The 26,199-nt window shown below is 65.2% G+C and carries 27 protein-coding genes; 11 read left to right on the forward strand and 16 right to left on the reverse strand.

The features are described 5' to 3' along the window. Positions 1-2 precede the first annotated feature (2 nt). A complete protein-coding gene (locus tag E4S61_RS11000; RefSeq protein ID WP_135303979.1) occupies positions 3-896 on the reverse strand; it encodes a Vms1/Ankzf1 family peptidyl-tRNA hydrolase in 894 nt (297 codons plus the stop codon). Positions 897-941: 45 nt separating this feature from the next. Then, the gene (locus E4S61_RS11005) at positions 942-1,307 is read right to left on the reverse strand and encodes a DUF5802 family protein (RefSeq protein ID WP_135303980.1); all 366 of its coding nucleotides are present in this window, start codon (positions 1,305-1,307) and stop codon (positions 942-944) included. A 140-nt stretch (positions 1,308-1,447) separates the two neighbouring features. Here E4S61_RS11005 and E4S61_RS11010 point away from each other — a divergent pair, with 140 nt between their 5' ends. The 3 genes from E4S61_RS11010 (at position 1,448) to E4S61_RS11020 (ending at position 4,097) form a co-directional block, all read left to right on the forward strand. After that, positions 1,448-2,086: a DUF1405 domain-containing protein gene (locus tag E4S61_RS11010; protein ID WP_135303981.1), complete on the forward strand. Its 639-nt coding sequence runs from the start codon at positions 1,448-1,450 to the stop codon at positions 2,084-2,086. A 95-nt stretch (positions 2,087-2,181) separates the two neighbouring features. Beyond that, positions 2,182-3,399, forward strand: a complete 1,218-nt coding sequence (locus E4S61_RS11015) for a hypothetical protein (protein ID WP_135303982.1) — start codon at positions 2,182-2,184, stop codon at positions 3,397-3,399. A 50-nt stretch (positions 3,400-3,449) separates the two neighbouring features. Beyond that, a complete protein-coding gene (locus E4S61_RS11020; protein ID WP_135303983.1) occupies positions 3,450-4,097 on the forward strand; it encodes an ArsR/SmtB family transcription factor in 648 nt (215 codons plus the stop codon). Here the strand turns inward: E4S61_RS11020 and E4S61_RS11025 are convergent, their stop codons facing one another. Beyond that, positions 4,098-4,610, reverse strand: coding sequence for a hypothetical protein (locus tag E4S61_RS11025; protein ID WP_135303984.1), 513 nt, complete (start codon positions 4,608-4,610; stop codon positions 4,098-4,100). Positions 4,611-4,702: 92 nt separating this feature from the next. Further along, the gene (locus E4S61_RS11030; protein ID WP_135303985.1) at positions 4,703-5,509 is read right to left on the reverse strand and encodes a class I SAM-dependent methyltransferase; all 807 of its coding nucleotides are present in this window, start codon (positions 5,507-5,509) and stop codon (positions 4,703-4,705) included. Positions 5,510-6,116: 607 nt separating this feature from the next. Between E4S61_RS11030 and gatD the strand changes: the two genes are divergently transcribed. From gatD to E4S61_RS11045, 3 genes are all read left to right on the forward strand, one after another. Beyond that, on the forward strand, positions 6,117-7,367 hold the full coding sequence (gene gatD, locus E4S61_RS11035; protein ID WP_135303986.1) for a Glu-tRNA(Gln) amidotransferase subunit GatD: 1,251 nt from the start codon (positions 6,117-6,119) through the stop codon (positions 7,365-7,367). A 729-nt stretch (positions 7,368-8,096) separates the two neighbouring features. Continuing rightward, positions 8,097-8,339 carry a DUF4242 domain-containing protein gene (locus E4S61_RS11040; protein WP_209309481.1) on the forward strand — a complete coding sequence of 81 codons (243 nt, stop codon included), beginning with the start codon at positions 8,097-8,099 and terminating at the stop codon, positions 8,337-8,339. 544 nt (positions 8,340-8,883) lie between these two features. Then, complete coding sequence (locus tag E4S61_RS11045) at positions 8,884-9,786, forward strand: GNAT family N-acetyltransferase (protein ID WP_135303988.1); 903 nt, start codon at positions 8,884-8,886, stop codon at positions 9,784-9,786. Between the two features lie 23 nt (positions 9,787-9,809). On the opposite strand, the gene E4S61_RS11050 is transcribed toward E4S61_RS11045, so the two are convergent. The 3 genes from E4S61_RS11050 to E4S61_RS11060 are packed head-to-tail and all read right to left on the reverse strand — an operon-like array spanning position 9,810 to position 13,000. Further along, positions 9,810-10,085, reverse strand: coding sequence for a ubiquitin-like small modifier protein 1 (locus E4S61_RS11050; protein WP_135303989.1), 276 nt, complete (start codon positions 10,083-10,085; stop codon positions 9,810-9,812). A gap of 57 nt (positions 10,086-10,142) precedes the next feature. Next, the gene (locus tag E4S61_RS11055) at positions 10,143-11,708 is read right to left on the reverse strand and encodes a TrkA C-terminal domain-containing protein (protein ID WP_135303990.1); all 1,566 of its coding nucleotides are present in this window, start codon (positions 11,706-11,708) and stop codon (positions 10,143-10,145) included. Continuing rightward, entirely contained in the window at positions 11,705-13,000 is a 1,296-nt protein-coding gene (locus tag E4S61_RS11060; protein WP_394346448.1) for a potassium channel family protein, read from the reverse strand. Before E4S61_RS11060 ends, E4S61_RS11055 begins: the two co-directional genes overlap by 4 nt. A 27-nt stretch (positions 13,001-13,027) precedes the next feature. On the opposite strand from E4S61_RS11060, the gene E4S61_RS11065 reads away from it, so the two are divergent. Next, a complete protein-coding gene (locus E4S61_RS11065) occupies positions 13,028-14,191 on the forward strand; it encodes an NAD-binding protein (RefSeq protein ID WP_135303992.1) in 1,164 nt (387 codons plus the stop codon). On the opposite strand, the gene E4S61_RS11070 is transcribed toward E4S61_RS11065, so the two are convergent. Continuing rightward, positions 14,188-15,645: an HPP family protein gene (locus E4S61_RS11070; RefSeq protein WP_135303993.1), complete on the reverse strand. Its 1,458-nt coding sequence runs from the start codon at positions 15,643-15,645 to the stop codon at positions 14,188-14,190. The two genes, E4S61_RS11065 and E4S61_RS11070, sit on opposite strands and share 4 nt — an antisense overlap. A 57-nt stretch (positions 15,646-15,702) precedes the next feature. Then, the gene (locus tag E4S61_RS11075) at positions 15,703-16,428 is read right to left on the reverse strand and encodes a nucleoside phosphorylase (RefSeq protein ID WP_135303994.1); all 726 of its coding nucleotides are present in this window, start codon (positions 16,426-16,428) and stop codon (positions 15,703-15,705) included. Between the two features lie 80 nt (positions 16,429-16,508). On the opposite strand from E4S61_RS11075, the gene E4S61_RS11080 reads away from it, so the two are divergent. Then, positions 16,509-16,721 (forward strand): hypothetical protein, encoded by a 213-nt coding sequence (locus E4S61_RS11080; protein ID WP_135303995.1) that lies wholly within the window; start codon positions 16,509-16,511, stop codon positions 16,719-16,721. A 27-nt stretch (positions 16,722-16,748) separates the two neighbouring features. Here E4S61_RS11080 and E4S61_RS11085 read toward each other — a convergent pair whose 3' ends face one another. Beyond that, positions 16,749-17,585: a DUF63 family protein gene (locus tag E4S61_RS11085; protein ID WP_135303996.1), complete on the reverse strand. Its 837-nt coding sequence runs from the start codon at positions 17,583-17,585 to the stop codon at positions 16,749-16,751. Positions 17,586-17,731: 146 nt separating this feature from the next. Between E4S61_RS11085 and deoC the strand changes: the two genes are divergently transcribed. Continuing rightward, positions 17,732-18,370 (forward strand): deoxyribose-phosphate aldolase, encoded by a 639-nt coding sequence (deoC, locus tag E4S61_RS11090; RefSeq protein WP_135303997.1) that lies wholly within the window; start codon positions 17,732-17,734, stop codon positions 18,368-18,370. 5 nt (positions 18,371-18,375) lie between these two features. Here the strand turns inward: deoC and E4S61_RS25395 are convergent, their stop codons facing one another. The 4 genes from E4S61_RS25395 to E4S61_RS11105 all read right to left on the reverse strand — a co-directional run bounded on the left by E4S61_RS25395 (position 18,376) and on the right by E4S61_RS11105 (position 22,579). Further along, positions 18,376-18,531: a DUF7331 family protein gene (locus E4S61_RS25395; protein WP_167768477.1), complete on the reverse strand. Its 156-nt coding sequence runs from the start codon at positions 18,529-18,531 to the stop codon at positions 18,376-18,378. A gap of 5 nt (positions 18,532-18,536) precedes the next feature. Then, positions 18,537-18,854: a HalOD1 output domain-containing protein gene (locus tag E4S61_RS11095; protein WP_135303998.1), complete on the reverse strand. Its 318-nt coding sequence runs from the start codon at positions 18,852-18,854 to the stop codon at positions 18,537-18,539. Between the two features lie 139 nt (positions 18,855-18,993). Further along, a complete protein-coding gene (locus tag E4S61_RS11100; protein ID WP_135303999.1) occupies positions 18,994-19,179 on the reverse strand; it encodes a DUF7576 family protein in 186 nt (61 codons plus the stop codon). Between the two features lie 139 nt (positions 19,180-19,318). Then, positions 19,319-22,579 (reverse strand): PAS domain S-box protein, encoded by a 3,261-nt coding sequence (locus tag E4S61_RS11105; protein WP_167768478.1) that lies wholly within the window; start codon positions 22,577-22,579, stop codon positions 19,319-19,321. A gap of 205 nt (positions 22,580-22,784) precedes the next feature. Here E4S61_RS11105 and E4S61_RS11110 point away from each other — a divergent pair, with 205 nt between their 5' ends. Further along, on the forward strand, positions 22,785-24,068 hold the full coding sequence (locus tag E4S61_RS11110; RefSeq protein ID WP_135304001.1) for a tRNA (N(6)-L-threonylcarbamoyladenosine(37)-C(2))-methylthiotransferase: 1,284 nt from the start codon (positions 22,785-22,787) through the stop codon (positions 24,066-24,068). 56 nt (positions 24,069-24,124) lie between these two features. Here E4S61_RS11110 and E4S61_RS11115 read toward each other — a convergent pair whose 3' ends face one another. After that, a complete protein-coding gene (locus tag E4S61_RS11115) occupies positions 24,125-25,039 on the reverse strand; it encodes a cation diffusion facilitator family transporter (RefSeq protein WP_135304002.1) in 915 nt (304 codons plus the stop codon). A 24-nt stretch (positions 25,040-25,063) separates the two neighbouring features. Continuing rightward, a complete protein-coding gene (locus E4S61_RS11120) occupies positions 25,064-25,621 on the reverse strand; it encodes an HIT family protein (RefSeq protein ID WP_135304003.1) in 558 nt (185 codons plus the stop codon). Positions 25,622-25,858: 237 nt separating this feature from the next. Between E4S61_RS11120 and E4S61_RS11125 the strand changes: the two genes are divergently transcribed. Next, complete coding sequence (locus tag E4S61_RS11125; RefSeq protein WP_135304004.1) at positions 25,859-26,056, forward strand: DUF7835 family putative zinc beta-ribbon protein; 198 nt, start codon at positions 25,859-25,861, stop codon at positions 26,054-26,056. The last annotated feature ends 143 nt before the right edge of the window (positions 26,057-26,199 follow it).

A 26,199-nucleotide genomic window follows, 5' to 3' on the forward strand; every position in this document is an offset into this window, starting at 1 on the left:
TTTTAGGGCACGCGCAATCGCACGGTCCACAGTGACCGAACGGCGTCCGCGAGGGCCTCTTCGGGGTCGCCGGTGGCGTCGACAGCGCGGGTCACGTCGGCGGTGTCGGCGAACTCGTGGATGACGGAGCCCTCGCCGACGACGTACAGCGTCTCGGGATCGACTTCTTCGATTGCGGCGCGACAGCGCTCGACGTGGCTTTCTATCTGCTGGTCGCGTAGGCGCTCGAAGCGAGATTGGGAGAATCCACCCTTCGAGTGCTGGCTCTTGAGATGGGCGTCGAACCCGTGGAAGGCGGTACGTTCGGGGCCGTCGTACTCACCCAATGCGAACAGGTCTGAACGGACGAGTGCGACGGTGTGGTTTCCGGTGGGCTCGAACCACGACCGGTCCAGTTCGACGTGGTCGTCCCACGAAGCGAACGGTTCCGGCGGGACGGGAACGGAGAGACAGGCCGACAGCAGGCCCCCGTCGTCGGTCACCGCGAGGCAGGGAGCGGCGCGAGCTACCAGATCGGCGCGCTCGCCGAACGCCTCTCGAACGGCCTCGGGCAGGTCGTGTTCGTCGGCGACGTAGGCGGTGAAGACGCCCTCGCGCTCCGTTTCGAGTGATTCGAGGCGGTCTAGCACCTCGCCGAGACGCTCGCCGCGCAACTGCTCTTCGACGCGAAAGGCCCGGTCCTCGGCGTCGGCTTGCAGTCGCTCGACTCTGTCTTCGAGTTCCGTGATTCGGTCCTCCAGTCGATTGACCTCTTCTTCGGCCCGTTGCCGTTCTGTCGACGCCTCGGCGCGGCGTTCCGCTTCGGCGTCGAGTTGCCGCTGAAGGTGGCGCTTCTCCTCTTCTAACTCGTCGATACGCGCCTTCAGCGACGCGCGCCCCAGAACCCGGTCCAGCATCGACTGGACAGCGAAGTGGGACGGGCTTAAAAGTGGCTGCCGGGACTACACCGCGCTATCGGGCAGCGCCGACGTGGCGTCAGTCACCGACAGCAACTGGGCCGCGTGGTCGGCCTTGGCGAGGAACACTTCGCTCAGACTGGGCGGGTTCCGGATATTCGCGGAGTCCAGAACGTCCTCGGGAACCGCGAGTGTATCTGCGGGAACCCGTTCGTCGCCCTGAACCGCGAAGTGCCGCGAGCCGAGTTTCATTACGAGCGGGAGGTCTGTGCGTGTGACGCCCTCGTCCGTGGTGTATAACTGCTCGTTGACGCGCTCGTGCTGGTCCCGACACATCGCGGCCGCGCCGTCGGCGCGCGGCTCGACGTACAGGCGACCGAGGTAGTAGCCGCGGGAGAACTGTTCGAACATCCGTACGACCTCATGTTTGTCATTCACACACATAAGCTTTCGCCGCCATCCTTTTCCCGTCGTGCAATCTCACCGAACAATCGTGTGGGATGTACCACGGGACCGACAGGGTTTCCGCCCGCCGGGGTGAGAGAAGGCGTATGAGCAACGAGCGGGGGCCGTTACCGCGCCGCTACGCGCGGTACTATCTGGAGAACACGCCGAGTCTGGTGTGGCTGGTGGTGCTAAACGCCGTAGCGATACTGGTCGGCGTCCGCTACTACGTCGAGACGATGCCGGAGGTTTCGACGTTCCTCTGGCCGCTATACGCCGATTCACCCGCCGCGTTGTTCTTGATGACGCTGTCGCTGGTGACCCTCTTGCCGTTCCTCGGCCGGTCACTTGACGACGTGCCGACGAACTTGCCGCTCGCGTACCTCCACACCATCGCGCTCGTCTGGCTCGTCAAAATGGGCGTCTGGACGGTGGTTGCGCTCAATCTCGGGTTCGACGTCTACTTCCCCGCGCCGTGGGCGTACTTCGGCATCATCGTCACGCACGTGGGCTTCGTCGCCGAGGGGCTGTTGGTTCCCCATTACGCTCGGACGACGCGTGGGGCGCTCATCACCGCACTCGCGCTGGCCCTGTTGAACGATGTCCTCGACTACGGCTTCGGCTATTATCCGCCACTTCGGTACGACCCCGGACTCGTGCTCGTCGGGGCCACCGGTGCGCTGTCGGTTCTCTCGGTCGTCGCTGCATGGGCTATCATGCCGAGGATGGAGCAGCGCGCTGCTTAAACACTGTTGGACTATTTCAGGCCGTTTCGACGAGGGTTGAACGAAGCGAACGAAGGTGTCGGTTTTTATGGTACGTCGGCCTTGGAACAGTATAGATGACTCGACGCCACGGTGTGTTGCTCGTGACCTGCGTCGTCGCCGTCGCCCTCGTCGGCCTGCCGGCCGTCGCGGCACAGGAGACGGTGACGCCCGACGAGGCCGCGACCAACGGGAGCGGCCCCGGTCTTGGCACACAGCTGACGGTCTTTCTGCAGTCCAGTTCGGCCGCCGCCGACGGCACGGTCGAAAACGAGATGTGGAAAGCCGGGTTTGAGCGGGCCAACGGGAGTCAGAAGAGCGATCGCGTGACGAGCCGAACTGGTGCACTCGAACAGCGACTCGACCGGCTGCGGACCAAGAATCAGCGTCTGCAGGCGCGCTACGAGAACGATTCGGTGCCCCGTCCTGCCTACGTTGCACAGAAGAGCCAACTCGACGCTCGCATCAAGGCGCTACGGGCCGCGGTCAACGATACCGACGAGGCGGCGGCCGAGGCGAACGTCGACACCGACCGGATCCAGCGCCTCAAGGAGAACGCCAGCGAGCTATCGGGACCGGAGATTGCTGTCACCGCCCGTGAGGTCGGTGGCGGCCCGCCGGGGAACGCAGGTCCGCCGACGGATGCAGGGCCACGAAGCGAAAACGAGACGCGGGGGGGACCGCCGACCGACGTTCGAGAGCGAGCGAACGGAAGCGGTCCACTGACGGCCGTTCGAAACCAAGCGAACGAGAGCGCTCCGCCCTCAAGCGCGCAAAATCAATCGAACGCGAACGGTCCACCGACTGACGTCCGAAACCGGACGAACGAGAGCGCCCCTCGCTCAAACGTCCAGAACCGGACGAACGGAAGCACACAGGCACAAACTCTCTCGAATCAGTCACATGACGGTCCACCTGTCGATGCGGAAAACGCGTCTGGCAGGCAAGGACCGCCGTCGGCCGCGAACAGCACGGACGAGACGGAGACGACCGACGCAGACAGTACGGAAACGGTGACGGCCGATACTCCTGAAATCGAAACAGCGACGGCCAATACCGAGGAAACCGAAAGGACAACGGCCGCTATCGAAACCGCTACCGTGACCGAATCAGAGCCCGAGGACGGAAGTACGGACACCGAGGAGTCGACAGAGACCACCGAGAGCGACGATGGGAGCGCCGGTGGTTCGGGAAACGGACAACGCGGTGACGGACAGGGCGGCGACAGTAGTAATGGCGACGAAGCAGCATCCGGCAACGGCGGCGCAGAACCGCCCGAGGACCCCGGGAACTGACGGCCGCTGAGAGTCACCCTTTTCTACCGCGACCCGCTACCCTCAGGTGAATGGACTCCGCCGAGTTGCTCGACTTGCTGGGGAACGCCAACCGGCGGCGCATCCTCCGCTTGCTCGCACACAAACCCTGTTACGTAACCGAGATAAGCGAGTACATCGGCGTCAGCCCGAAAGCCGTCATCGACCACCTCCAGAAACTCGAAGACGCCGGCCTCGTCGAGTCTCGCACCGACGACCAGCGCCGGAAGTACTTCTCCATCGCCCGGAACCTCCGCCTCGAAGTGCGTGTCTCGCCCTACGAGTTCGGCACGAAAAGCGCCTATCCCGCGAACCCGGGACTCGACATCTCCACCTGTCGGCACCTCTCGATCGACGTCAGCGACGAGGACGGCAGCGACCTCCGCGATCTCGCCCACGAACTCGAACGCCTCGAACAGCTCGAAAACGAACTTTCGCTGGCCCAACGATGGGTGCAAGGGCGCGTAACCAAGATCCGCGATCAGTTCGACGAGAGCGTCGAGGACGACAACGGCCGACTGTACGCCGAACTGGTGAGTGCGCTCGCTCGCGGCGAGCGTTCGATTCCGCGGCTCTCGCGGGACATCGAGGCCCCGCCTGAACTGGTCGAGGAGGCACTGCGTCGCCTCGACGGCGAGGGCGTCGTCGAGGAGACGGCCGACGGCTGGCGACTGCGATAGCTACTCGATGTCTCGCGTCACGCCGTCTCTGAGGTCCCGACCGAAGTAGTGACCCACGAGAGCGAGGACCAGACCGACGGCGGCCGCGATGGCGAACAGCCGTCCCATCCCGAGGTCGCCGCCGGCCACTCCCCTGAGGACGAACTGCGAGAGAAACGACGAGACCGTGACGAGACCGGCAGAGACGCCGCCAGCCAGCGCCGACTCGGCGTAACGGCGCTCGCTGGCGACCAATCCGTGGACGAACGCGCCCGCGGGGATGCCGAGGAGCGCCACGAACGGAATCACCGGAACGAGGCTCCCGATGGCTATTCCGCCGCCGATCGCGACGAACGCGACCAGCAGCGCCCGCAGCGAGAAGTAGCTCCCACCGCTCTCGGCTTCTTCCTCGGCAGTGTCGGTCTGAAACCCGTCGAGCCGACCGACGTCGACGCCGGTATCCGTTTGGGTCGCGGCAGCGCTGTCGACGGTCGCCTCGGTCTCGCGGGTTCGCTCCTCCGTGCGCTCTGCCATACCAGTGACTCCACTCGCGGAACGTATGTCCTTTGTGGGGGCTGTTCCGGCCAGTGACAGCCACGCGCAGTGCGAAGGCCACCGAGACCCCGCTACGTCACGCGCGCCCAGAACTGCAGCGACCGCGGGACCATCGACACTAGGTCCGGCTGAAAGCTATCGACGGGGTTGTCCTCGTACTCGTCCGGGTCGTCCATGTCGGGGTGTTCGAGAACGCGCTCGACGGTGAATTCCGTCTCGACGAGCGCGTTGTGGAGTTCCCCGACTGTCCGGTCGAAGACGATCATGTCCTCCTCTAAGTCGTGGTCGATGTTGTTGCGTCTGGGACCGGCGGCGTGATAGCTCCGTTCGAGTTCGTTGGTCTCCGGGTCGAACAGCTCGTAGAACGGATGCGGGACGTCGAAGACGAACAGACCGCCGTCTCGCAGCACCCGTCGTGCCTCCCGGAAGGCCGCCTCGATGTCTTCGATCATGAAGTACACCCAGCCGGAGTACGCGATATCGAAGGCATCGTCGGCGAACGGCGTGTCCGTCACGTCGCCCGCGACGAACTCGGCGTCGACTCCGTATAGGTTCCGCAAGGACCTCGCGTGACGAAGTTGCGCCGTCGAGAAGTCGAGTCCCACGGCGGTTTCGACCCCCTCGCGGGCGGCACCGACCGTGGCCTGCCCGCCGCCACAGCCCAGTTCGACGAAGTCCGCGCCATCGAGTTCGGGACGCTCATCCGTGGACCACTCCGAGGAACTGGCGTCGGGAAGCGGGAAGGGGGCCGGCGGGAGTTCCCCCTCCGCTGTGTCGGCGTTCCACATCGCTTGGAACCCGTCGCTCCAGGCGTCCCAGAGCCGCTGGTTCGCGGCTCCGACGTCGTCTGTATTGTCTTCTCTGGGACGTTCCGTCATGCGGTTCCCTCCGTTTGTGTCCGAGCGGCAATCGCCCCTCTCTCGTCGGGCTGCTGCTCGGTCGCCTGTGTTGTTGGGTTCTTCGAACGGTGTCGTCGGCTTACGCTAGTTGAATTCATGTGTTCTCTCTGGCAGTCGCTATCTCTCTCGAGACATTTCGTGAGCGATGCGGGCGGCTGTACCGCTCTCTCGGAGCCGCAGCGGCCGAATCGCGGGCGACGGGACGAATCACCGGGAAACCGACGTGGCCGGGGTTATCCCTCGGTCGGTGCTTCGGCGTTTCACCACCGCCGTCGCTCGGCCGTTTCGCCGAGCCGATACCGCTACGATACGCTGCTGACAGCCTTCGAAAAGCGACCGTCGTCTTCGACGCCCGTCGACACGAGAGGGGTGTGGCTTCGCGCTCTCGTTTGACGGCTTTCTCCTAAGCAACCATCTACTGAATGATTACTACATGCGGGTATAAAATTTTCCGCTATTTCGTCGGGATAGCGCTACATCGAGGCGGGGACGCTCGATAACGGCACGTCCGAGGCCGACTACCGATTGTCGATTTCGCCGGGGTCAAACGAATGGGTTCAAGTCACGCCGGCGGGAAGCCTCGCGCATGAACGCAGGCGACCGGGTCCGCGTCGAACGCGCGGGCCAGAGCTACGAGGGCGTCTTGCTCCCCTCTTCGACGCCCAACCACGTCGTCGTCAAACTCGACGGCGGGTACAACGTCGGGATCGACCGCGACGAGGCCGACGTAGACGTCCTCGAATCGGACGTCTACGACGTCGAGAGCGCACAGGACGAGCAGGGTAGTTCGGAAATCGAGTTCGACGAGGACCTCCCGACGGTGTCGCTCATCTCGACGGGCGGGACCATCGCCTCGACCGTCGACTATCGCACCGGCGCGGTGACGGCCCAGTTCGACGCCGAGGACGTGCTTCGCGCGGTGCCGGACCTCGCGGGGATGGCCAACTACCGGGGGCGCGTCGTCGCCAACATCCTCTCGGAGAACATGACGCCCGCCGTCTGGCAGGAGTTGGCACACGCCGTCGAGGAGGAGATAGAGGCTGGCGCGGACGGCGTCGTCGTCATGCACGGCACCGACACGATGCAGTTTACCGCATCTGCGCTGGCCTTCATGCTCGATACGCCGGTCCCCATCGTCTTCACCGGCAGTCAGCGCTCGGCGGACCGTCCCTCCTCGGACAACGTGATGAACGCTGTCTGCGCCGTCGAGGCCGCAAAGAGCGACTGCGCGGAGGTGCTGGTCTGCATGCACGCAGACGAGTCCGACGACCGCTGTGCACTCCACCGGGGCACTCGCGTTCGGAAGAACCACACCTCTCGCCGGGACGCCTTCGAGACGGTCGGCGCGAAACCGCTGGGCGAAGTCGAGTACGGTGCGGCCAGCGAGGCCAACGAGGTCACGTTCCACCGCGAGTACGACGAGCGCGGCGCGGCCGAGTTAGCGCTCCACGACGGCCTCTCGACGGCCGTCGAGCTCGTGAAGTTCACGCCCGGCATGGACGTCTCGCTACTAGAGGCGGCCGCCGCCGGCGCGGACGGCATCGTCCTCGAAGGCACCGGTCTCGGCCACGTCAATACGGCGTGGATAGACGTCATCGAGGACCTCAATATCCCAGTCGTGATGACTAGCCAGTGTATAGAGGGGCGCGTCTGTGACCGTGTCTACGACACCGGCCGCGACCTGCTCGACGCCGGCGTCATCGAGGGCGAGGATATGCTGCCCGGAACCGCGAAAGTGAAGCTCATGTGGGTGCTCGAAAACGCCGACGACGTGGCCGATGCGATGGGCGAATCGCTGGCTGGCGAGATTCAGGACCGCTCGACGCCGTGGCTATAGGCTGACGGACACGCTACCGGCGCAGCGAAAATTTCAGTGGATAGTTTTTTGATTCCACAGCAGATATTGATCGGATAATGGAGTTGGCATTTCCGTCGACCGAGATGATAAAACGGGGCTACAATCTATGGAGAATCTCAACCGTGTTCCTGCTAGGGCTGGCCGGCGGCTATCTCACCTATAATTCCGACTTTGCGGGACCCTTTCCGTCCCTTCTCACGGTTTTACTCCCTCTCGCAGCAATCTCCGTCATACTCTCCTATTGCGATGGATCACTGGTCGAGTCGTTTGCCTTACTGTTCATCCCGACACTTAGTTTCTATTCTGCGAGTTGTTCAGTGGGACTCGGGATGGATCCATATTCTCTGAAACCGTTTCCAAGGCTATTCTATGAGTGTCCTGTGAGTGGCGCTCCACCGCCGGCGAACAAAGCAGCGATTGGTATCTCCTTAGCGGTATCTATTCCCTTGGCTTTACTATTCTTCTATACCGGTCGCTTTCTGAATTCGAAGAATATCGCTCTGTTGAAGCCCTCAGCAGGTAATAAGTCCTGACCCGGCTGTGGTCAATACAGGGCAACACTGTCTCACTGCGGATTGCAATCTACCAATCCGTATCAAGAACTGTGACTGTAAATAGTCACTCAGTTAATCAATAGTCGGCTTTGCGTGAAATTGTTAGTATTTTATTATGTTCTCGGCTGTATTGCTATATGTCATGCCACTATATATGGACGTCCACAGAGATGTTGACGCATCCGTTGAAGACGTTGTAGAGGCACACAAGAAAGACGTCGAAACCCAAGAGAAATACGATGTGAAATATCTGAACTACTGGGTTGACGAGGACGAAGGTGCCGTCTTCTGTCTATTCGAAGGCCCAAACAAAGAAGCGGGTGAGAAAGTTCACGAAGAAGCTCACGGACTCACCGCAGATGAAATATTTGAAGTTGAACAGGGCGAGGCAAACTGAAATCAATAAGAGAGGCCTGGGCCGTATCTATAGAGTTTCATTTCCACTGACGCTCAAACGCTACTGGCCGATACGCACTCTTTATTCAGTAGCTGGTTCGTGTCATTATCTCCTCTTGATAATATCTAAGGTAGTCAATATGCAGTAGCTACCTAACGGCTGTTTCAGCGGCAGAAGTATCGAACTAATAGGATTTCAACAGAGCCAAGAATCTGAACTCCCATCAACTGGATTCAAATAACAGGTCGGTTACTCGGACCTCCCTGTCGAGGGCGGTGCAGAGTGCGAAACACGGCACCTGTTTATAACAATCTCTACGCTGTGTCGCCGATATGGAGTTCGAGTTCAACGGTCCCTCCACGCCCCTCCCAAATCGCTGTCGTCCTGCTGTTAGGACTTGGGACGATGGGATACGGTGCGTACAGCTACACCGCACAGACCTCGGCGATGTATTCGGTGATTCGTCGGTGACGGCGGTTCACAACGCCGCGTTCATCGACTCCTCGGTTGTAGCTTTTTCACGCTTCCCGCCGTCGGGTAGCGCATGCAACCGACCGTCCGGCAGGCGCGGGCCGACGACTACGAGGACGTGGTCGCCTTCGCCGAGAAGGTCTGGGCCGACCGACCGGAGACCGTCGACTACATCCCCGACGTGTTCCGCGAGTGGGTCGAGAGCGACGGGCCGACCCAACACACCGTCGTCGTCGAGGCCGACGGCGCGGCGGCGGGCCTCTGTCAGGCCGTCTTCCTCACCGAGAGCGAGGCGTGGTTTCAGGGCATCCGCGTGGACCCGGCCTACCGCGGCGAGGGGTTCGGCCTGCGGATGGTCGACCGCCTCATGGACTGGGCTCGCGAGCAGGGCGCGACCGTCGGTCGCAACATGGTCTTCTCGTGGAACGACGCCGGGCTGGGCCAGTCCATCGCCGCCGGGTTCGACCCCCTCGCCGAGTTCCGGTGGGCGCATCCCGAACCCGGCGGGAGCGGGAAGACGCCGCCCGAGGAACTCGTCGTCGAGAGCGACCCGGCGGCGGCGTGGAGCTACTGGACGGGAAGCGACGCCCGGACCGCGCTCTCGGGACTGGCGCTCGACCCGACGCAGGCGTGGGCGCTCTCGGAGCTGACCCACGAGCGCCTGGACACGCTGGCCGACGAGCAGGCGGTCTTCTCCGTCAAGGGCGACGGCACGCGCGGGATGGCCGCACGGGTCCGCGAGACGGTCGACCCAACGGCCGAGGAGTCACTCGCGGAGTACGCCGTCGGGGCGTGGAAGGATCGCGACGCCGCCGCGGCGCTGTTCGAGGCGATTCGAGTCGACGCCGCTGACCTCGGCGTCGATGGTACTCGCGTCCTGATTCCAGAGACGCCGCGACACGCTGCCGAGGCGGCAGCCGTCCGCGCGAGCCTCGCCGACTGGCCCGACTTCGTGCTGTCGGTGGATCTGACCTGAGAAAACCGTCTCCGACCCGCCCATCACCCGCCGCTGACCGGCGGGAACAGTGCCAGTTCGGTGTCCGACTCGACCGTCGTCGCCAGTCCGTCGCCGGCGGCGAAGGGGTCCTCGCCGTCGACGAGCACGCGGACGTGGTCGGCGAGCTCGCCGTCCGTCGTGACCTCCTCTCGGAGGGCTGGCCGCGCGGTCAGCAGTTCGTCGAGCGCCGTCTCGACCGTTGCGCCATCCCCGACGTCGACGCTGACGGTTCGGCCGTCGGCGGCGTCTCTGAGGTGCGCGAACAGTTTCCACTCCATATCAGAGGACGGGAGGGCCGGAACAAAGAGGGTTGCGACCCGCTCACCGACCGTCGCTCACGCACCGTCGCGTTCGGTGTCGTCGCCGTCGGTCCGTTCGGGAGCAGTTACAGACGTGTCGTCGTCGGCCGCGTCGTCTGCGACATCGGTGGCCGCGTTCTCAGCGTCGTCGGCGCTTGTCTCGTTGGTTTCGTCCGCCTCCTCGGTCGCTGTGCCGACGCGTTCGTCCGGATCCCACACCTCGACTGGCTCGTCGTCGGCCGGTGGCGAGTCGCTTCGCCCATCGGAGGACTCGACCGGGTCGTTCACGGACAGCGATTCGGCGTCGGGGATCGCCACCGCGTCGGTTTCTGAGGAGAGTTCGGTCGCGGACGACTGCTCGCCGTCCTCGGACTCGTTGCTTCGGCCGTCTTCGTCGTCTTCGTCGACAGCAACCGGGCTCGGTGGTTCCTCAGTGCCGACCGCGGCCGCTTCCAGACGCCGGAGGGCGTCGGGCGTGGCGATGGCGTAGATATGGTCGTCGGCGGCGAGGACTCGTTCGCGGGAGGGAATCGTCTCTGGCGCGGTGCCCTCCCGGGTGATGGCGGCGACGATGACGCCAAGGTCGCCGACCGCCTGTCCGACGAGTTCGCTACCGGCTTGGACGTGGACCGTCCCCATCGTCTCGTCGGCCGCTCGGAGGAGAGAGGCGAACTCCCGGTCGGGGCGGCTCTGGACCGGCAGCGTGACGAGTTTGTACTGCTCGTTCGGGTCGAGTTTTTGCGTGTCGGCAGCGTCGATCGCGACGGTCACCACCTCGCCGGCGACGCCGCGGAGTTCGCCCGTGAGCACTCGTCGGAGTGGGTCGGTCTCCCAGACCTGCACCAGATCGCCAGCGCTGGCAGCGTGTGCGGGGTCCGCGTGAACGGCGATGGCGTTGGTCGCCGGCGGCAGCGTCGGACCGATACCGGCCGCCCGCGATCCGATGGCAAGATACGAGATGCTCCCGTCATCGTCGAGTTCGAGATCGACGTGGCCGACGCCGTAGTCGGTCTTGAGCCGAGTGACCAGCCGGTCGCGTAACTCCGCCTTCGTCAGCCGCCGGGGAAAGAGGAAGCGCCGCCCGGCTAATTTCTCCTGGGTTGCCTCGGGAACCGCGTCGTAGCCGACGATGTGGTCGATGTTGTCGGGCAGTTTCACCGACGTGACCCGACCGACGGTCTGGACGATCTCGCTCACGTCGGCGTTCACGTCGCGGCCCCCCGTCGCGGCGAAGAGGTCGGTCCCGAGGTGGTCGCCGACCTTCGTCCCGGTCAGTGCGGCGAACCCGCCGACGACGAGGGCCGCAAGATTGCCGAAGACTTGGGTCGATTCGAGCACTGCGACCTCCTTCTGGAGGATAACGTCACCTAGCCCGCCTCGCATCCCCACGAGAGACACCGCGACGACGCTCAACCCGAAGAGGACGCCGAGGCCAGTCGGGACGCGTTCGCGGACGTACCACCGATATCCCATCGCGACCACGGCAGCGGCCGCGGCCGCGGCGATACCCAGACCCAGCAGTTCCACGGCCAGACGGACGAGCGCCGCCGTCGTGGACCCGCTTTGGAGGACGAACCCGCCCTGTAGCAACGCGGCGCTCACGCGACTGCCTCCTCGAAGGCGTCGAGACTGTCGCGGGTCCCGGCGATGTACAGTTCGTTCCCCGCCTCGATGTCGATGCCACCCCGCGGCGCGAGCTGCCAGCCGTCCTGCGTACGGACGGCGAAGACGGCCACGCTGTAGGTCTCTCGAACGCGCGCCTCGCCCAGGGTGGTCCCGTCGAGCGGTTCCGCCGAGCGAACCGCGACGCGCCGGAATCGGTTGCCAGCCCGGCGTAACAGCGAGACGAGTTCGTACTCCCGGCGGGTGCCCCGCGGTTCGACGACTACTTTCGCGTCGGCGCTTCGAAGTAACGGTTTGACGTCGGTGCGGTTGACCGCCACGGTTAACCGCCCCTCCCCGCCGTCGGTCGTCGGGGCTTGAACCGGCGTCGGCGGTTTCTCGGCGTCGGCTAGCTCCGGGTCGTCGGGCATCTCGACCGCCGTGTCTTTCGCGTCGTCACAGCGCGCGCTCATCACGGTTCCGCGGACCTGCGCGTCCGGCGTGAGAACCGTCACCTCGTCGTTTCGGGCCAGTCCGGTCGGCAGGACGGCGTCTACAGAGACGGCGTGACGGCCGTCGCCCACCCGCTTCGAGAGCCCGGAGAAGGGTGGGGCGGCGACGACGCTGGCGCGGCCGCGTTCGTCGATACTCACCTCGACGTCGCCGAGGTCGAACTCCGTCTTCAGGCGCTCGGCCATGCGTGATTCCAGTTCGCCGATACGGAGGTCCACGGGGAAGGTGTACTCGACGCCGCGGATCTCGGCCCGGAGCGGTTCCGGGAGCGGTGGGTACCCCTCCATGTCGGCCACTTCGCCGACGACGCTGATGCGCACTTCGTCGCCGCCGCCCACCAGTTCGACCACGTCCGCGGAGATGCGTCTGTCCCGGAGTCCCTTCAGTGAGAGGCGTTTCGGAAACGTCGCGCCCATCTGGTCGCCCTTGCTGTGGGCGTACATCGACACCATCCCGACCAGCAGGATGGCGGTGATGACCCGCTCGGCGTTGGGGGCTTGCGTAATGGACTCGTCGGCCAGCGCCAGCAGCCCGCCGCTGACACCCGCCAGCGCGATGGCGAGGACGGCGACACCGAACCCCGGTAGGGTCACCCCGGTCAGGTACTTGAATCCGAATCCGAGCGTCCACGAGGCGAGCGCCGGGATGACACCGAACAGCAACCCGAGATAGATGCCGAGGAGAATCTCGATCGGGAGCGAAGCCATGTCCCCTACGTGCGCATCGGATGATATATCGCTTCCGACGGCCGCCGTCCCGACCGCCCGATGACAGTATATTTACACCGTCCGATGGCTACGAAGCGTATGGACAGACGGCGGGACTGGCTTGGCGCGCGCGCGGCGATACTGTTGTCCGCGGTAGTGGCGCTGCTCTCCTTCACGACGGGCGTCGTCTACATCAGCCAGGTGGCTATCACCGAACCGATGTTCGACTTCGTCCCACAGAGCGTCCAGCGGGCGGCCGGCTTTACCGGCGCGCTCACCGGGTTCTCGCTGCTTCTCGCGGTCGTCGGGCTGCGCCGACGGTTGCGAGTCGCCTGGTTCGTCACCCTCGTCCTGTTGCCTATCTCGGCGCTACAGGGCGTCGTCCAGACCTCGCCGGTCTCCCTGCCGCTCGTCGTCCTCTCGCTGGTGTCGTTGCCGACGCTGTTGCTGAACCGAAAGCGGTTCGACCGGGCGATCGACCTCTCGGCGGCGCAACTGGCGGCTGGGGCCGCGCTACTGGGCGCGCAGGTGTACGGCACCGTCGGCACCTACGCGCTGCGCGAGGAGTTCAACAACGTTTCGACGCTCACGGACGCGTTTTATTACACGCTCGTCACCGCCAGCACCGTCGGCTACGGGGACGTGACGCCGGAGAGCGAACAGGCGACGCTGTTTGCCCTCTCGGTCGTCGTCATCGGCACGGCCAGTTTCGCCATCGCGCTGGGGACGTTGCTCGGCCCGGCCATCGAAAAACGCCTCTCTGAGGCACTCGGAAACATGACAGATGCACAACTAGACTTGCTGGAGGGCCACGTGCTGGTCCTCGGTTACGGCGACTTGACGGAACCGATCTTGGACGAACTCGCAGAGAACGCCGAATTCGTCGTCATCACGCCGGATTCGGAGACGGCGGCTCGGTTACAGAAACGAGACATAGCGGTGCTGACCGCGAATCCGAGCGACGAGGAACCGCTCCGGCGAGCGGCTATCGAGGACGCGCGCGCGGCGGTCGTCGCCACCGACGACGACGCGGAGGACGCCCTCTCGATTCTGACGGCACACAACCTCAACCCCGACCTGAACATCGTCGCCGCCGCGACTGACCGCGAGAACGTCGAGAAACTCCGTCGAGCGGGCGCGAATACGGTCATCAGCCCCGCGCTCATCGGCGGGCACCTGCTCGTCCAGTCGGCGATGGGTCGACAGGGGATGGAGAACATCGCCGACCACTTACTCGACGTCGAGCGCGAAAGCGACCTCTAGTGGCCCCGGTCCATGATGGCGACATCGGTGTCGACGTCCTGCAGCCGTTCGAACGTCGGCGGCGCGATGAACCGCGAGGCGGCGCTCCGGTCCTGGCTGGCCCCGATGATGACGAGGTCGTACTGTGAGCCAGTGTCGACGAGGAACGACTGGATGTCGGTCCGCGCCCCTCGCGTCTCGATGGGCGCGTCGAACGGTTCGACGAGATTCATCAGCATCGACTCGGCGCGACGGCGGTCGCCGTTCGACCCAATACAGGTCGCTACCGCGACCCGACCGCTCGCCCCGGCGAGTCGGATGGCGAAATCGACCATGTTGTGTGCGATGTCGCTGGCCCGGCGAACGGGCACCAGCACGCGCTTCCACCGAGTACGGCCGTTCCGCGAGCGGTGGACCAGCACGTCCGTATCGCCGCGGAACAACTGCCGCAGGTACGGCGTCAATGCGCCGTATTCGCTCTCGTAGGGGGCAGCGATGAGGTCGCAGTTTGCGTCGTCGGCCGCCCGGAGCGTCGTCGTAGCCGCCGGTTCGTCGCTCGCGGCGACGACCACTTGACAAGGGACACCGACCCGTGTTTTCACCTCCCATGCCCGCGTTTCGAGCCGATCGACCTCGTCCCGAATCGCGTCGCTCACGTCCTCGCCGGTGATGTCAGCGGTGTTCGACGTGTTTCGCTGTCCGCCCGGCCGGTTCAGCAACGCTCGCTCGGTTTCAGCGACCTCGGAATCGTCGACGATGTCGAGGAGGACGACTTTCCCCGCGTCGTGGGCCGCCGCCAGTCGCGCTGCGAGCATCGCTGTCGCGCCCGCATCGTCCCCGCGCATTGGGACGAGGACGTGGTCGTCACCGGTAGTGGACTTATAGAGGACCGTCGCCCGCCGGTCGTAGAAGCGGTCGCGCCAGACGACGAAGACCATCGCAACGAGCGAACTGGCGAGGAAGATGCTACCGACGAAGGGCATCCGCTGAGACGGTTGCACCAGCAGCGTTAGCAGCGCCGTCGAGTACGCCGACGGTTCCTCGATATCGAGCGGCCACGTTATCAGCCCCGTCGCCAACACCGCCAGCGTCGCCGCCCCGGCTGCCACCTGAAACTGACCTTGTGGCCCGTTGAGTACCGTATTCGATATCCACAGCGCACCGAGTCCGCACATCGAGCCGATGGTCAACCCACCGACGAATCGCCCTGGCTCGGAGTACTTCCCCCGCGGGTCGGCAAACAGCGTGTAGGTGCCCGACGCCAGCGGTGGAAAGAGCAGAAAGGAAAGCGTCGGGACGACGTTCGAGACGGCCGTCACCAGCCCGATGAGCAACGGGACGAACACCAGCACGGAGAGGTGGACGATGCGGTCCGTCGTCTCCGCCCAGCGCCGGAACTCGCGTAGTTCACGCCGTTCGACCCGCCGCGCTCGCGCGGCCGCCGCGCGGAACCGCCGGGTCAACTGTTCGAGCATGTCCGTACTGACGGCTGTCAGGCCCGTAAGCCCACCGGGCGCGGCCGTCCGGCGCTCTCAGAGCGTGGTCGCGGCGGTCAGCGCGATGTCGATCGCCCGTTCGACGTTGTTCTTGGCCTTTTCGGGGAGTTCCTCGTCGTCCGTCTCGCCCTTTTGCGTCCCTTCGACGAGGTTGCCGTCGACGGTGCAAATCGCACCCGCGGAGAGACCCTTCCGGCGGGCCAGCATGAAGATAGCGGCGGCCTCCATCTCGACGGCCAGCAACCCGGCGGCCTCCCAGTTCTCGACGTACTCCTCGGTCTCGGCGTAGAAGGCGTCGTCCGTCGCAATCGCGCCGACGTGTACCTCTTCGTCGTTGGCTTCGGCGGCATCGACCAGCGCCGAGAGCGTCTCGTACGTCGGTACCGCGGGGACCGTCGTGTCTTCGTAGCGCTCGCTGGTGCCCTCGTCCTTGGCCGCGCCGGTGGCGACGACCATATCGCCGATCTCGATCTCCGACTGGAGCGCGCCCGTGGTGCCGACGCGGACGAACGTCTCGACGCCCACCGCGGCCAGTTCCTCGACGGCGATGGCCGCCGACGGCGACCCGATGCCCGTCGAGCAGATGGTCAGGTCGGTCCCCTCGTAGGTGGCGTTGACGACCTTGTACTCGCGGTTCTCGGCGACCGTCTCGCTCTCCTCGCAGTGGCCGGCGATGCGATCGACCCGCCCGGGGTCGCCCGGCAGCAGCGCCACGTCGTTTACGTCCCCCGATTCGACCAGCAGGTGGGGCTGTTTCGCCATGAGCGAGCGTTCGACGGGTCCGCACAATAACGGCGGGGGTTCGCCCCAATAGTCAGGGTGCCGGCCGACGACTGACTGATATGAGCGACCTCTCGCCGTTCGACAGGCGGATGCGCTGGCCGACGGTCGCCGCGATCGTCGTCGGCTTCGGTTTGGGCGTCCTCGCCGTCCTCGTTCCCCGAACCATCAGCGACGTGACGCTACCGTGGGTGGTCGCGCTCCCCTTCGGCGGCGTCGCGGCGCTGTTCCTCTACGGGGTGATGTACCGCAACCTCTCGGCGCGGGCGGAGTGACGACGCTAACTGCCCGACAGCGGGCGGTCAGACCGGAATGAAGAGGAACAGCACCACGTTGTTCACCGCTGGACCGAGACCGACCGCGGCGACGAACGCGAGCAGGAGACTCCCCTCGACGGGCTCGTCCTCCAGATACTCGTGCATGAGGAAGACGACGGCCACCGCCACGAGGAGCTTCACGAGGACGAACAGCCAGCCGACGCCGATGATCGAAGCCGTGGGCAACGTCCCGGCGAACTCCATGATCGCACGCGGAATCGGGGACCGTTCGCCGATGCCGATGACGTCCGCGCCGATGGCCGTCGAGACGCCGTCGAGCGCGTGAGCGAAGATAACGATGGGCGCGGCGTAGCGGGTGCGGACGATGACCGGTGTCCGCCAGAGCGCGGCCACGAGGAGCGTGAGACCGGCGACGACGAGCGCGCCGACGACGGCGACAGTGGGCCAGACGAGTTCGAGTAGCCCCGACCGGAGCGCCGTGATTGCCGCCAGGACGAGCAGTACCGTCATGACGCCCGTTCCGACGAGACCGAGATTGCGAGAGACGTTCTCGTCGTGACCCCGGCGAACGCCGAACAGCGAGAGGACGACCCAGACGGTGCCGAGCGTGACGTACGTCGTAAAGTAGACTGCGGGCGTGCCAAAGAGCGGGCGAATCGCGGCGTCGTACAGTTCGATGGGCGGTTGATTCAGCGCGTGAAGCGTGCCGCCGATGACCATCCACGGGGCCAGCGCGACGACGGTCCGCTGGTCGATTGGCGGTTCGAACGCCACCAGCAGGGCCGTCACCAGCAGCGTCCCGGCCGTCAGCGCCACCAGATACGGCAGCGGTGGCAGCGCGAACCCCGAAGGCAGTACCATATCCCCACGCCAACGTCGGACGCCGAAAAGCTTCCGACCTCGTCTCGGGTGGTACGCCGGTTCGTTCGACTGATTTCCGGTCGAATATCAGCTACCCACATTTCCGTGCCGGGACGTTTAGGTACTCGCCCGCTGTTGGCCCGGGCATGGACGACGTTCCCGACCGGGTCGAGCACACCGTTCTCGGGCCGACGACGACCCCGGACGACGTACGCTCGTGTCTGGACGACGCGCTGGAGTACGGAATGCGAGCGTGTATCCCACCGTGTTACCTTCCGTTGGCGGCCGACTACGCCGACGTGGAACTGGCGACGGTCGTCGACTTCCCCCACGGACAGGGGAGTACCGACGCGGTGTGTGCGGCCGCCAGAGATGCGTGGGATCGCGGGGCCGACGAACTCGATCTCGTCTCGAACGTCGGCCTGCTGAAAGCCGGCGAAGACGACGCACTGGGTGAGCATCTCACCGAAGTCGTCGCCGCCGTCCCGATTCCGGTGAAGGTCATCGTCGAGGCACCGCTGTTGAGCGACGCGGAACTCCACCGAATCGGTCGCCTCGTCGCTGACGCCGATGCCGCCTACCTCAAGACCGCGACGGGGTTCTCGGAGGGCGGCGCGACCGTCCACGACGTGGAGATTCTGAGCCAGTACCTCCCCGTGAAAGCCAGCGGTGGCATCGGGTCGTGGGACGAAGCGAAGGCGATGTTCGACGCCGGAGCCGAGCGCATCGGTGCGTCAAGCGGCGACGTCGTCGTTCGCGAGTGGCGCGAACAGCGCGCCGAGTAGGGCGCTTACGCCTGCAGTTCACAGGTCGTCGACGACTGTATCCACGCACCGTCCGCTTCGCGGTCGTAGACGAGAAGGTCGTCGTCGACTCTGAGTGCAGCGTACCGGTCGTCGACCGGGGCACTAGCGCGCTTTCGCTTCGAGTCGAATTCACTGGTCATAGCTGTTACGTGATGCTGTGAGACGCCGAACTGGCGTACCCGCCGAGCGCTGGGTTCGGGTCCACGAGGACCGTGCCGTCACTGGCTATCGAGATCATGCAGTCCTCATACGCGAACGACACCCGATTGCTCGCAGACGACGCGAGGATGTCTGCGAGCGCGTCGGGTTCCACCACGTCGTACAGCGACGTTTCGAGGGCCGAGATGGGTGTGTTAGTCGCATCGGCGACGGCCGCGACGATGGCATGTGTCACTTTCTCGGTCGACGAGACGTCGCCGACGGTGCGCTCGACGTGTCGTTGTTCTGTCTCGCGGTCGCTCATCAAGTCGACGTACGCGTCGTACGAGGATAGTGGTAGCCGCTACATGGCGACACGTCGCGGAGCAGGCACCACTATACATTTAGACTCACAGCGTCCCCGTCCTCTCGGCCGCGATGTCGACGATAAGCGGGAGGTACCGTCAGGTATCGGTCTCCCGTTGCCAACGCTCGCGACAGGTCTCGTCACAGAACGCGTAGATGCGGTATCCCTCCTCCGGAACGGCGACCACCGGAAACCATTCCGTCCGGTCTATCGTGGCACTACAACTGGTACAGATTCGAGGCGAGCCCGGCGGCGTCGTGTCCTCCGCGCATTCATTAGCCATACGTCGGTGACACCTAGGTCGAAACGGCCGCACGATTCGACCGTCGATGGTGCACACACTCTGTCCCTCAGGGGGAAAACCAGCGTTGCTACGTGGCTAGTGCTGTCCCGGCAGCACCCACTATACACTGAAACAGCGTTCACTCATCGAGCAACAGGGCCAGCAACTTCCGCTGACTCGCTCGAAGGTGGCGGTTGAACGTCGGCTGTGAGACGCCGAGAGCCTCCGCTACCTCCTCGCCGGTGTTCTCGCGGGGCCACTCGAAGAACCCGCTCAGATAGGCCGTCTCGACCGCTTCTCGCTGTTTGTCGGTGAAGCGGTCGAGGAGTTCGGAGCGGAACGCTGTCGCCGTCTGTATCGGCCAGTCACGTTCGCGCCGAGCGCGCAGCGTCGCCCCCTCGAAGGCCGACTCGAACAGCTTGGTGAACTCTCTGACGTCGCGGTCGGCGGACAGTTCGACGACGAGGCGCACGGTCGTCCCGTCGCTGGTGAGCGACTGTGGGACGCCGCCGTGGTCGAAGACGGTTCCGACGATGCTCTCGCCGACGACCGGACACTCATAGAGGCTCTCGGACTCGTCGCCGGCGACGTGTCTGACCTCGCCGAGGCCCGGCGACTCGGCCGCGAACTCGCGGACTGCGTCCGGGTCCGCGTCCCGAAGGGTGAAGAACACCCGGAGCGGGTCGCTTCCCTCCGAGACGACGCCCTCTAGTTCGAATTCGCCGCCGACGGCCCGCACGCACCGGAACAGCGGCGTGTCGGGGCCCTCGATTCCGAACTCCAGTTCTACCCGTCGGTCGCTCGTCAGCGCCGTCTTGCGCTCGACGGCGGTTATCGCGTAGCCCACCATCTCGCCCAGGTCCGCGAGGACCGCTTGCTCGACCTCGCCGAGGTGGTCCGGCTCACCCCCGTAGACGGTCAGTACGCCGTACATGGCCTCCTCGTACCGTACCGGCACCGAGACGACGGTGCGGTAGTCTCGCTCCAGCGCTGCCTGTTCCCACTGGTCGAACGGCGGGTCGGCACGGGCGGGCGACGCGACCTGCATCGCGTGTTCGTCGGCGGCGGCGGCACCAGTCGGTTCCCGTCCCCCGACGACGACCGTGACGGCGTCCAGGTATCCCGCTTCGTCACCCGCCCACACTGTCGGCCGCACCTCGTCGCTGACGGGGTCACGGGTCCCGAACCACGCGAACTGATAGGGGCCGGTCGCTGCGAGCCGCTCGCAGACGGCGGACTCGATCTCTTCCCGAGAGTCGGCGCTGACGAGCGCCGTCGTGACGTCGCGAATCACCTCGTTGACCCTGTCCAGCTGCATCAGGCGCTCGGTCTTCGCTTCGAGCGTCGTCGTGCGCTCCCGGAGCGACGCCTCACGGTCGACTCGGTCCAGCGCGGTCTCGACGTGGGCCGCGAGCACCCGCGCGAGGTCGACGTCCGTCTCGGAGAACGATTCGGCGGTCGTCTCGCCGGCGATGAACACCCCGTGCTGGCCGAGCGGGAGGACGATGGCGCTGTCCAGCGGCGTCCCCGGGTCCGAGACGTCGGCCCGGAACTCGATGTCCTCGTAGACGGTCCCCTCGCTCTCGACGAACACCTGCCAGGACTCGCCGTTCTCCGGGGCGAACAGCGACTCGTCGCCGACCAGTTCGGTGACGGCATCGCTCCGAGCGCGGGGTACGAGGCGGTTCCGCTCGGAGTCGTACAGTTCGACGGCCGCCAGCGTGAGTCCGAGCGTCTCTCCGGCGGCCGAGACAGCGAGGTCACAGACGGCCTGTGCCGACTCGGCTTCGGTCAACTCCCGCGACACCTCGTTGAGCGTCTCCAGTTGGGCCTCCCGACGGGTGCGTTCGGTGATGTCACGCCCCTCCGGGACGAGCAGTTCCACCTCCCCCCGTTCGTCGGTGATCGGGCGGATGGAGAAATCGATCATCGCGACGCGCTCGCTCCCCTGTACGTCCAGTTCGTGGCGGACGAACTCCCCGTCGGCCGCCCGCCGAACGTCTTCTCTGACCCGCTCTCTGACCTCGGGACCCGTTCGGAACCACGCCGTCTCCCAGAGCGACTCGCCGACGACGTCCGCCCGGTCCAGCCCGCCGAACGCCAGCGCCGTCTCGTTGGCTTCGAGGACGGTCCCGTCCGGCTCCAGCAGGCCGGTAAACTGGTACGTCTGGTCGAAGACGGCTTCGAGGCGGCGCTGGCGCTCCTTGCGCTCGGTGACGTCGGTGATGAATCCCTCGATGGCGACCAGTTCGTCCCCCTCGAAGATTCCCTCGCCCTGCTCCCAGACCCACCGTTCGGTGCCGTCGGCACAGCGTATCTGGTAGGTGAGCGTGAACGGCTCGCGGTCGTCGATGGCCGCTTGCACGTCCTCCCAGACCTGTTCTCGGTCGTCGGGGTGGATGATGTCCTCTCCCCAGCTCACGTGACCGGACTCTATCTCGGCCGGGTCGTACCCCGTGAGGTCCGAACATCCCGCGCTGACGAACGACATCGGCCAGCCGCGCTCGTTCTCACAGCGGTAGGCGATGCCCGGCAGGTTGTCGACAAGTGTCGAGAACATCCGGTTGCGCTCGCGCAGTTCCGCCTCGGTCCGCTTCCGTTCGGTCACGTCCCGGCCCTCGGGGACGAGCGCCACCACCCGGCCGCCCTCGTCCGTGACCGGTATCAACGAGAAGTCGACGGTGATCTCCTCGTCGTCGGCCCCGACGACCGTCGCCTCGTAGCGGACGAACTCGCCTGTCGCCGCCGTCTCGACGGCGTCACGGAGCCGCTCGCGGTCGGTATCGGAGTGAGACCACCAGGGCGTCTCCCAGAGTGGCGTGCCGACGACGTCGGCCCGGTCGACGCCGGCGAATTCGAGCGCCGTCTTGTTCGCCTCGACGAGCGTGCCGTCCGGTTCGGCCAGTCCGACCAGCTGGACCGGTGCTTCGGCCAGCGTGTCGTACGACCGGAGTTTGTCCGGTGCCTCCGTGAAGTCCGTCGCGACGACGCCGTAGCCCGTCAGCGTCTCGGCCGTCCGGAGCGGCGTGACGACGAACCGTCCCCAGAAGCGAGACCCGTCGGCCCGGACCCGCCACCCCTCGTCGACGACTTCGCCGTCCGTCTTGGCCCGTTCGAGGATGCTCTGTGGAAGTCCGTTACCGACGTCTACCTCGTCGTAGAACGACGCGAGTGGTTCGCCGACTACCGCGTCAGCGTCGTAGCCAAGCAATCGCTGGGCACCGTCACCCCACTCGGCGACCCGCCCGTCGCTGTCGAGGACGAACACGCCGTAGCGACGGACCTGTTCACAGAGCAGCCGGTAGCGGTCGAGACCTTCACTGAAACTCCCCCCGCCGTCGGTGCGGACGGCACCAGACGTGGTCCGGAATCGGTCGGCACTATCCCTGCCCGTCCACATCGATGCTGCTCGGTCCCCGACTGTGTACGGAGCGGCCACACAGCCGGACGCAGCACTTGGCGACCTCCCGTTTCTGAGATGCCGGACTCGCATACACGTGTTACCAATGTGGATACTCACACATAGTAACAGGTGTCTGATGGCCACCACACCAGTCGGTCAAATCCGTCGCCCTTTTGCCGCCGAGGGCGTATCTTTCGGACGAATGGCCCGCTATCACATCGAGACGTACGGGTGCACCTCCAACAGGGGTGAGACCCAACAGATCGAGCAGGCGCTCCGCGAGGGCGGCCACCACCCCGCCGACGGCCCCGAGTCGGCGGACGTAGCCATCCTCAACACCTGCACGGTACTGGAGAAGACTGAGCGCAACATGCTCGCACGGGCCAAAGAACTGGACGCTGAGACGCCCGCGGACCTCGTCGTCACGGGCTGTATGGCGCTCGCACAGGGCGAGCAGTTCCGCGACGCCGACGTCGACGCCGAAGTCCTCCACTGGGACGACGTGCCCCAACACGTCCTCAACGGCGAGTGTCCCACCGTGACGCCCGACACCGAGACCGTCCTGAACGGCGTCGTCGGTATCCTCCCCATCGCTCGGGGCTGTATGTCCGACTGTTCGTACTGTATCACCAAGCAGGCGACCGGACAAATCGAGTCGCCCCCCGTCTCCGAGAACGTCGAGAAGGCCCGGGCGCTCGTCCACGCGGGCGCGAAGGAGATACGTATCACCGGACAGGACACCGGCGTCTACGGCTGGGACCGGAATCAGGGGACGAGCCTGCTTCCCGAACTCTTAGACCGCATCTGCACCGAGATAGACGGCGAGTTTCGGGTTCGCGTGGGGATGGCGAACCCGAAGGGACTGCACGGCGTGCGCGAGGAACTGGCCCGCGTCTTCGCCGAACACGACGAACTCTACAACTTCATCCACGCGCCGGTCCAGTCCGGGAGCGACGACGTGCTGGCCGATATGCGCCGTCAGCACGCAGTGGAGGAGTACCTCGAAGTCGTCGAGGCGTTCGACGACGCGCTGGAGTACTGGACGCTCTCGACGGACTTCATCGTCGGATTCCCGACCGAAGACCCCGAGGACCACGAGCAGTCGATGGACTTGCTTCGGGAGACCCGCCCCGAGAAGATCAACGTCACGCGCTTCTCGAAGCGGCCCGGTACCGACGCCGCCGACATGAAGGGACTCGGCGGGCAAACCAAGAAGGACCGCTCGAAGGCCATGACCGAACTGAAGATGGAGGTCACGGGCGGGGCCTACGAGAACATGGTCGGTCGGGAGTCCGAGGTACTGTTGGTCGAGGACGGCACCGACGAGTCGCTGGTTGGATACGACGAGGCCTATCGACAAGTCGTCATCGCCGACGCCGAGGAGCGAGGGCTGGAGATCGGTGACACCGTGGACGTGGAGATCACGAGCCACAACACAGTGTACGCTTTCGGCGTGCCAGTCGAACGCCGGCAGTTGGCGGACTGAAACGGCTGCCTAATGGTCAGCTTAGGGGTTCACTGTCCACTCGTTAGCAGACGACCTCACTCCAAATCCGCCAGCCGCTCGACTTCGTCGTCGTCTTTCCACTCGCCGAGTTCCTTCGGGTCGACGTGGACGAAGACGTCGTCCACCTCGGGCAGTTCTTGGACGGTGTGGATGACTGCCGTCTCGATGTCGTGGGCCTGCCTGAGCGTCAGGTCGCCCTCGACTTCGATGTGGAGGCTCACGTCGATCTCCGGGCCGACGTAGTGAGCGATGACGTCGTGTGCGCCCTGCACCTGCGGGTGGTCGAGTGCTCGTTCGAGAATCTCCCGGCGGAGGTCCTCGGGCGGCGCGGCCCCGACCAGGTAGGCGACGTTGTCCCGGACCACTTCGATGCCGGTGTAGACGATGCCGACGGAGACGACGATGGCCGCAAGCGGGTCGGCCATCGGGTAGCCGGCGGTGGCTCCCGCGACGCCGACGAGCGCCGCCCCCGCGGTCAGAATGTCGTTGCGGTTGTCCTTCGCGGTGGCCACCAGCGCCGGGGAGTTGCTCTCCCGGCCGGTCCGCAGACAGTACCGATAGAGAGCGTACTTGACGAGCGCCGTGAGCGCGAGGACGCCCACGGCCGTCGGGCCGCGCGTGACGGTGACATCCCCGCTTAGAAGGGCGCTCGCGGCTTGCCAGAGGACGACGCCGCCGGCGGCGAAGATTCCGGCGGCGACGAACAGCGAGACGAACGGTTCGATGCGCTCGTGGCCGTGCGGGTGTTCGAAGTCCGGCGGTCGCGTCGTCAGATAGAGACCGGCGACGACGACGAGCGAGTAGGCGGTGTCAGCGACGCTGTTGACCGCCTCCGATTGGACCGCTAGGCTTCCCGTCGTGAGCCAGACACCTCCCTTCAGGAGGGCCAGTACGACGTTGACCCCGAGGACGAGCAACCCGACCCGCCTGAGGGTAGCGCGACGCGACATCTGCCCGGATGTAGAGAGGGGCGACTAAAGCCCCTTCGGAGGCGCTTCGACGCGGACCGCGGCGTCGGGATCCTTGGCGCTGGTCCCGTTTTGCTCGGCGAAGGCTTCGTGCAGCCGGTTGTACGTGTCTTCGACCGCCTCGACGATGACTTTCGTGTCGCTGACGACCGGCATGAAGTTGGTGTCACCGTCCCAGCGCGGGACGACGTGGGTGTGGAGGTGGTCGTCGATGGATCCGCCGGCCGCCGACCCGCCGAGGTTCAGTCCGGCGTTGAACGCGTCGGGGTCGAGCGCCGACTCCAGCGCGGCGAACGCCCGCTGTTTCAGGTGTGCGTGGTCCAACAACGTCTCGTCGTCCAACGCGCCGTACTCCCCGGTGTGGTCGTGCGGGATGACCATGATGTGACCGGGATTGTAGGGGTAGTTGTTCAGCAGGACGAACGCGTGGTCGCTCCGGGCGACCACGTTGTGTTCGCGGTCGGCGTCGCTGTCGCGGAACGCACAGAAGACACACTCGTCGCCCCCCGCCCCCTCCTCTCGCTCGACCCACTCGATGCGCCACGGCGCGAACACTTGGTCCATACAGCCATCGTGTGGCCGATTCGCCTAAAACGACTTCGACCCGCTGATGATATACTTAAACATTTCGGCCGTTTCTGTTCCAAACCACCAGAGACCGTTCCAGGGACAGTCTTAAACCTTCTACAACCATCTGCGACGGTATTCGTCAGATTCCGTTGCCGTCTGGCGAAAAACGGTGCTGAACTGACTCAACGGAGGGGGGTTTTTATGCACCTATCGCCGATACGAACGAGTGGGATGGCAGCTACAAACGACACCGTCGATATGTCAGAGGCATGCTCGTCATGCGACCGCGAGACACCACACGACGTGCGTGTCCAGATACAGACCGAGAGCTCCAAACGCGAGAACGCGGAGTTCTCCCGCGAACCCTATCGAGTCAGCGAGTGCCAGGTCTGTGGCACCACCACGCACACCCGAATGAACAACGCGTAGCCATCCCTCCACGAGAACTGACACAGACGCCCACGGTGCGGGCCGTGTGGCGTCCGGCACCTCACCGGGCAGAATGCGCTTGCGAACGGCCGTTTTCGGCTCGTAGCCGCTACTTACTCTCCCGACCGTTCCATTCGTAGCCG

The organism is Haloarcula amylovorans, from assembly GCF_004681185.1.
Lineage (GTDB): Archaea > Halobacteriota > Halobacteria > Halobacteriales > Haloarculaceae > Haloarcula > Haloarcula amylovorans.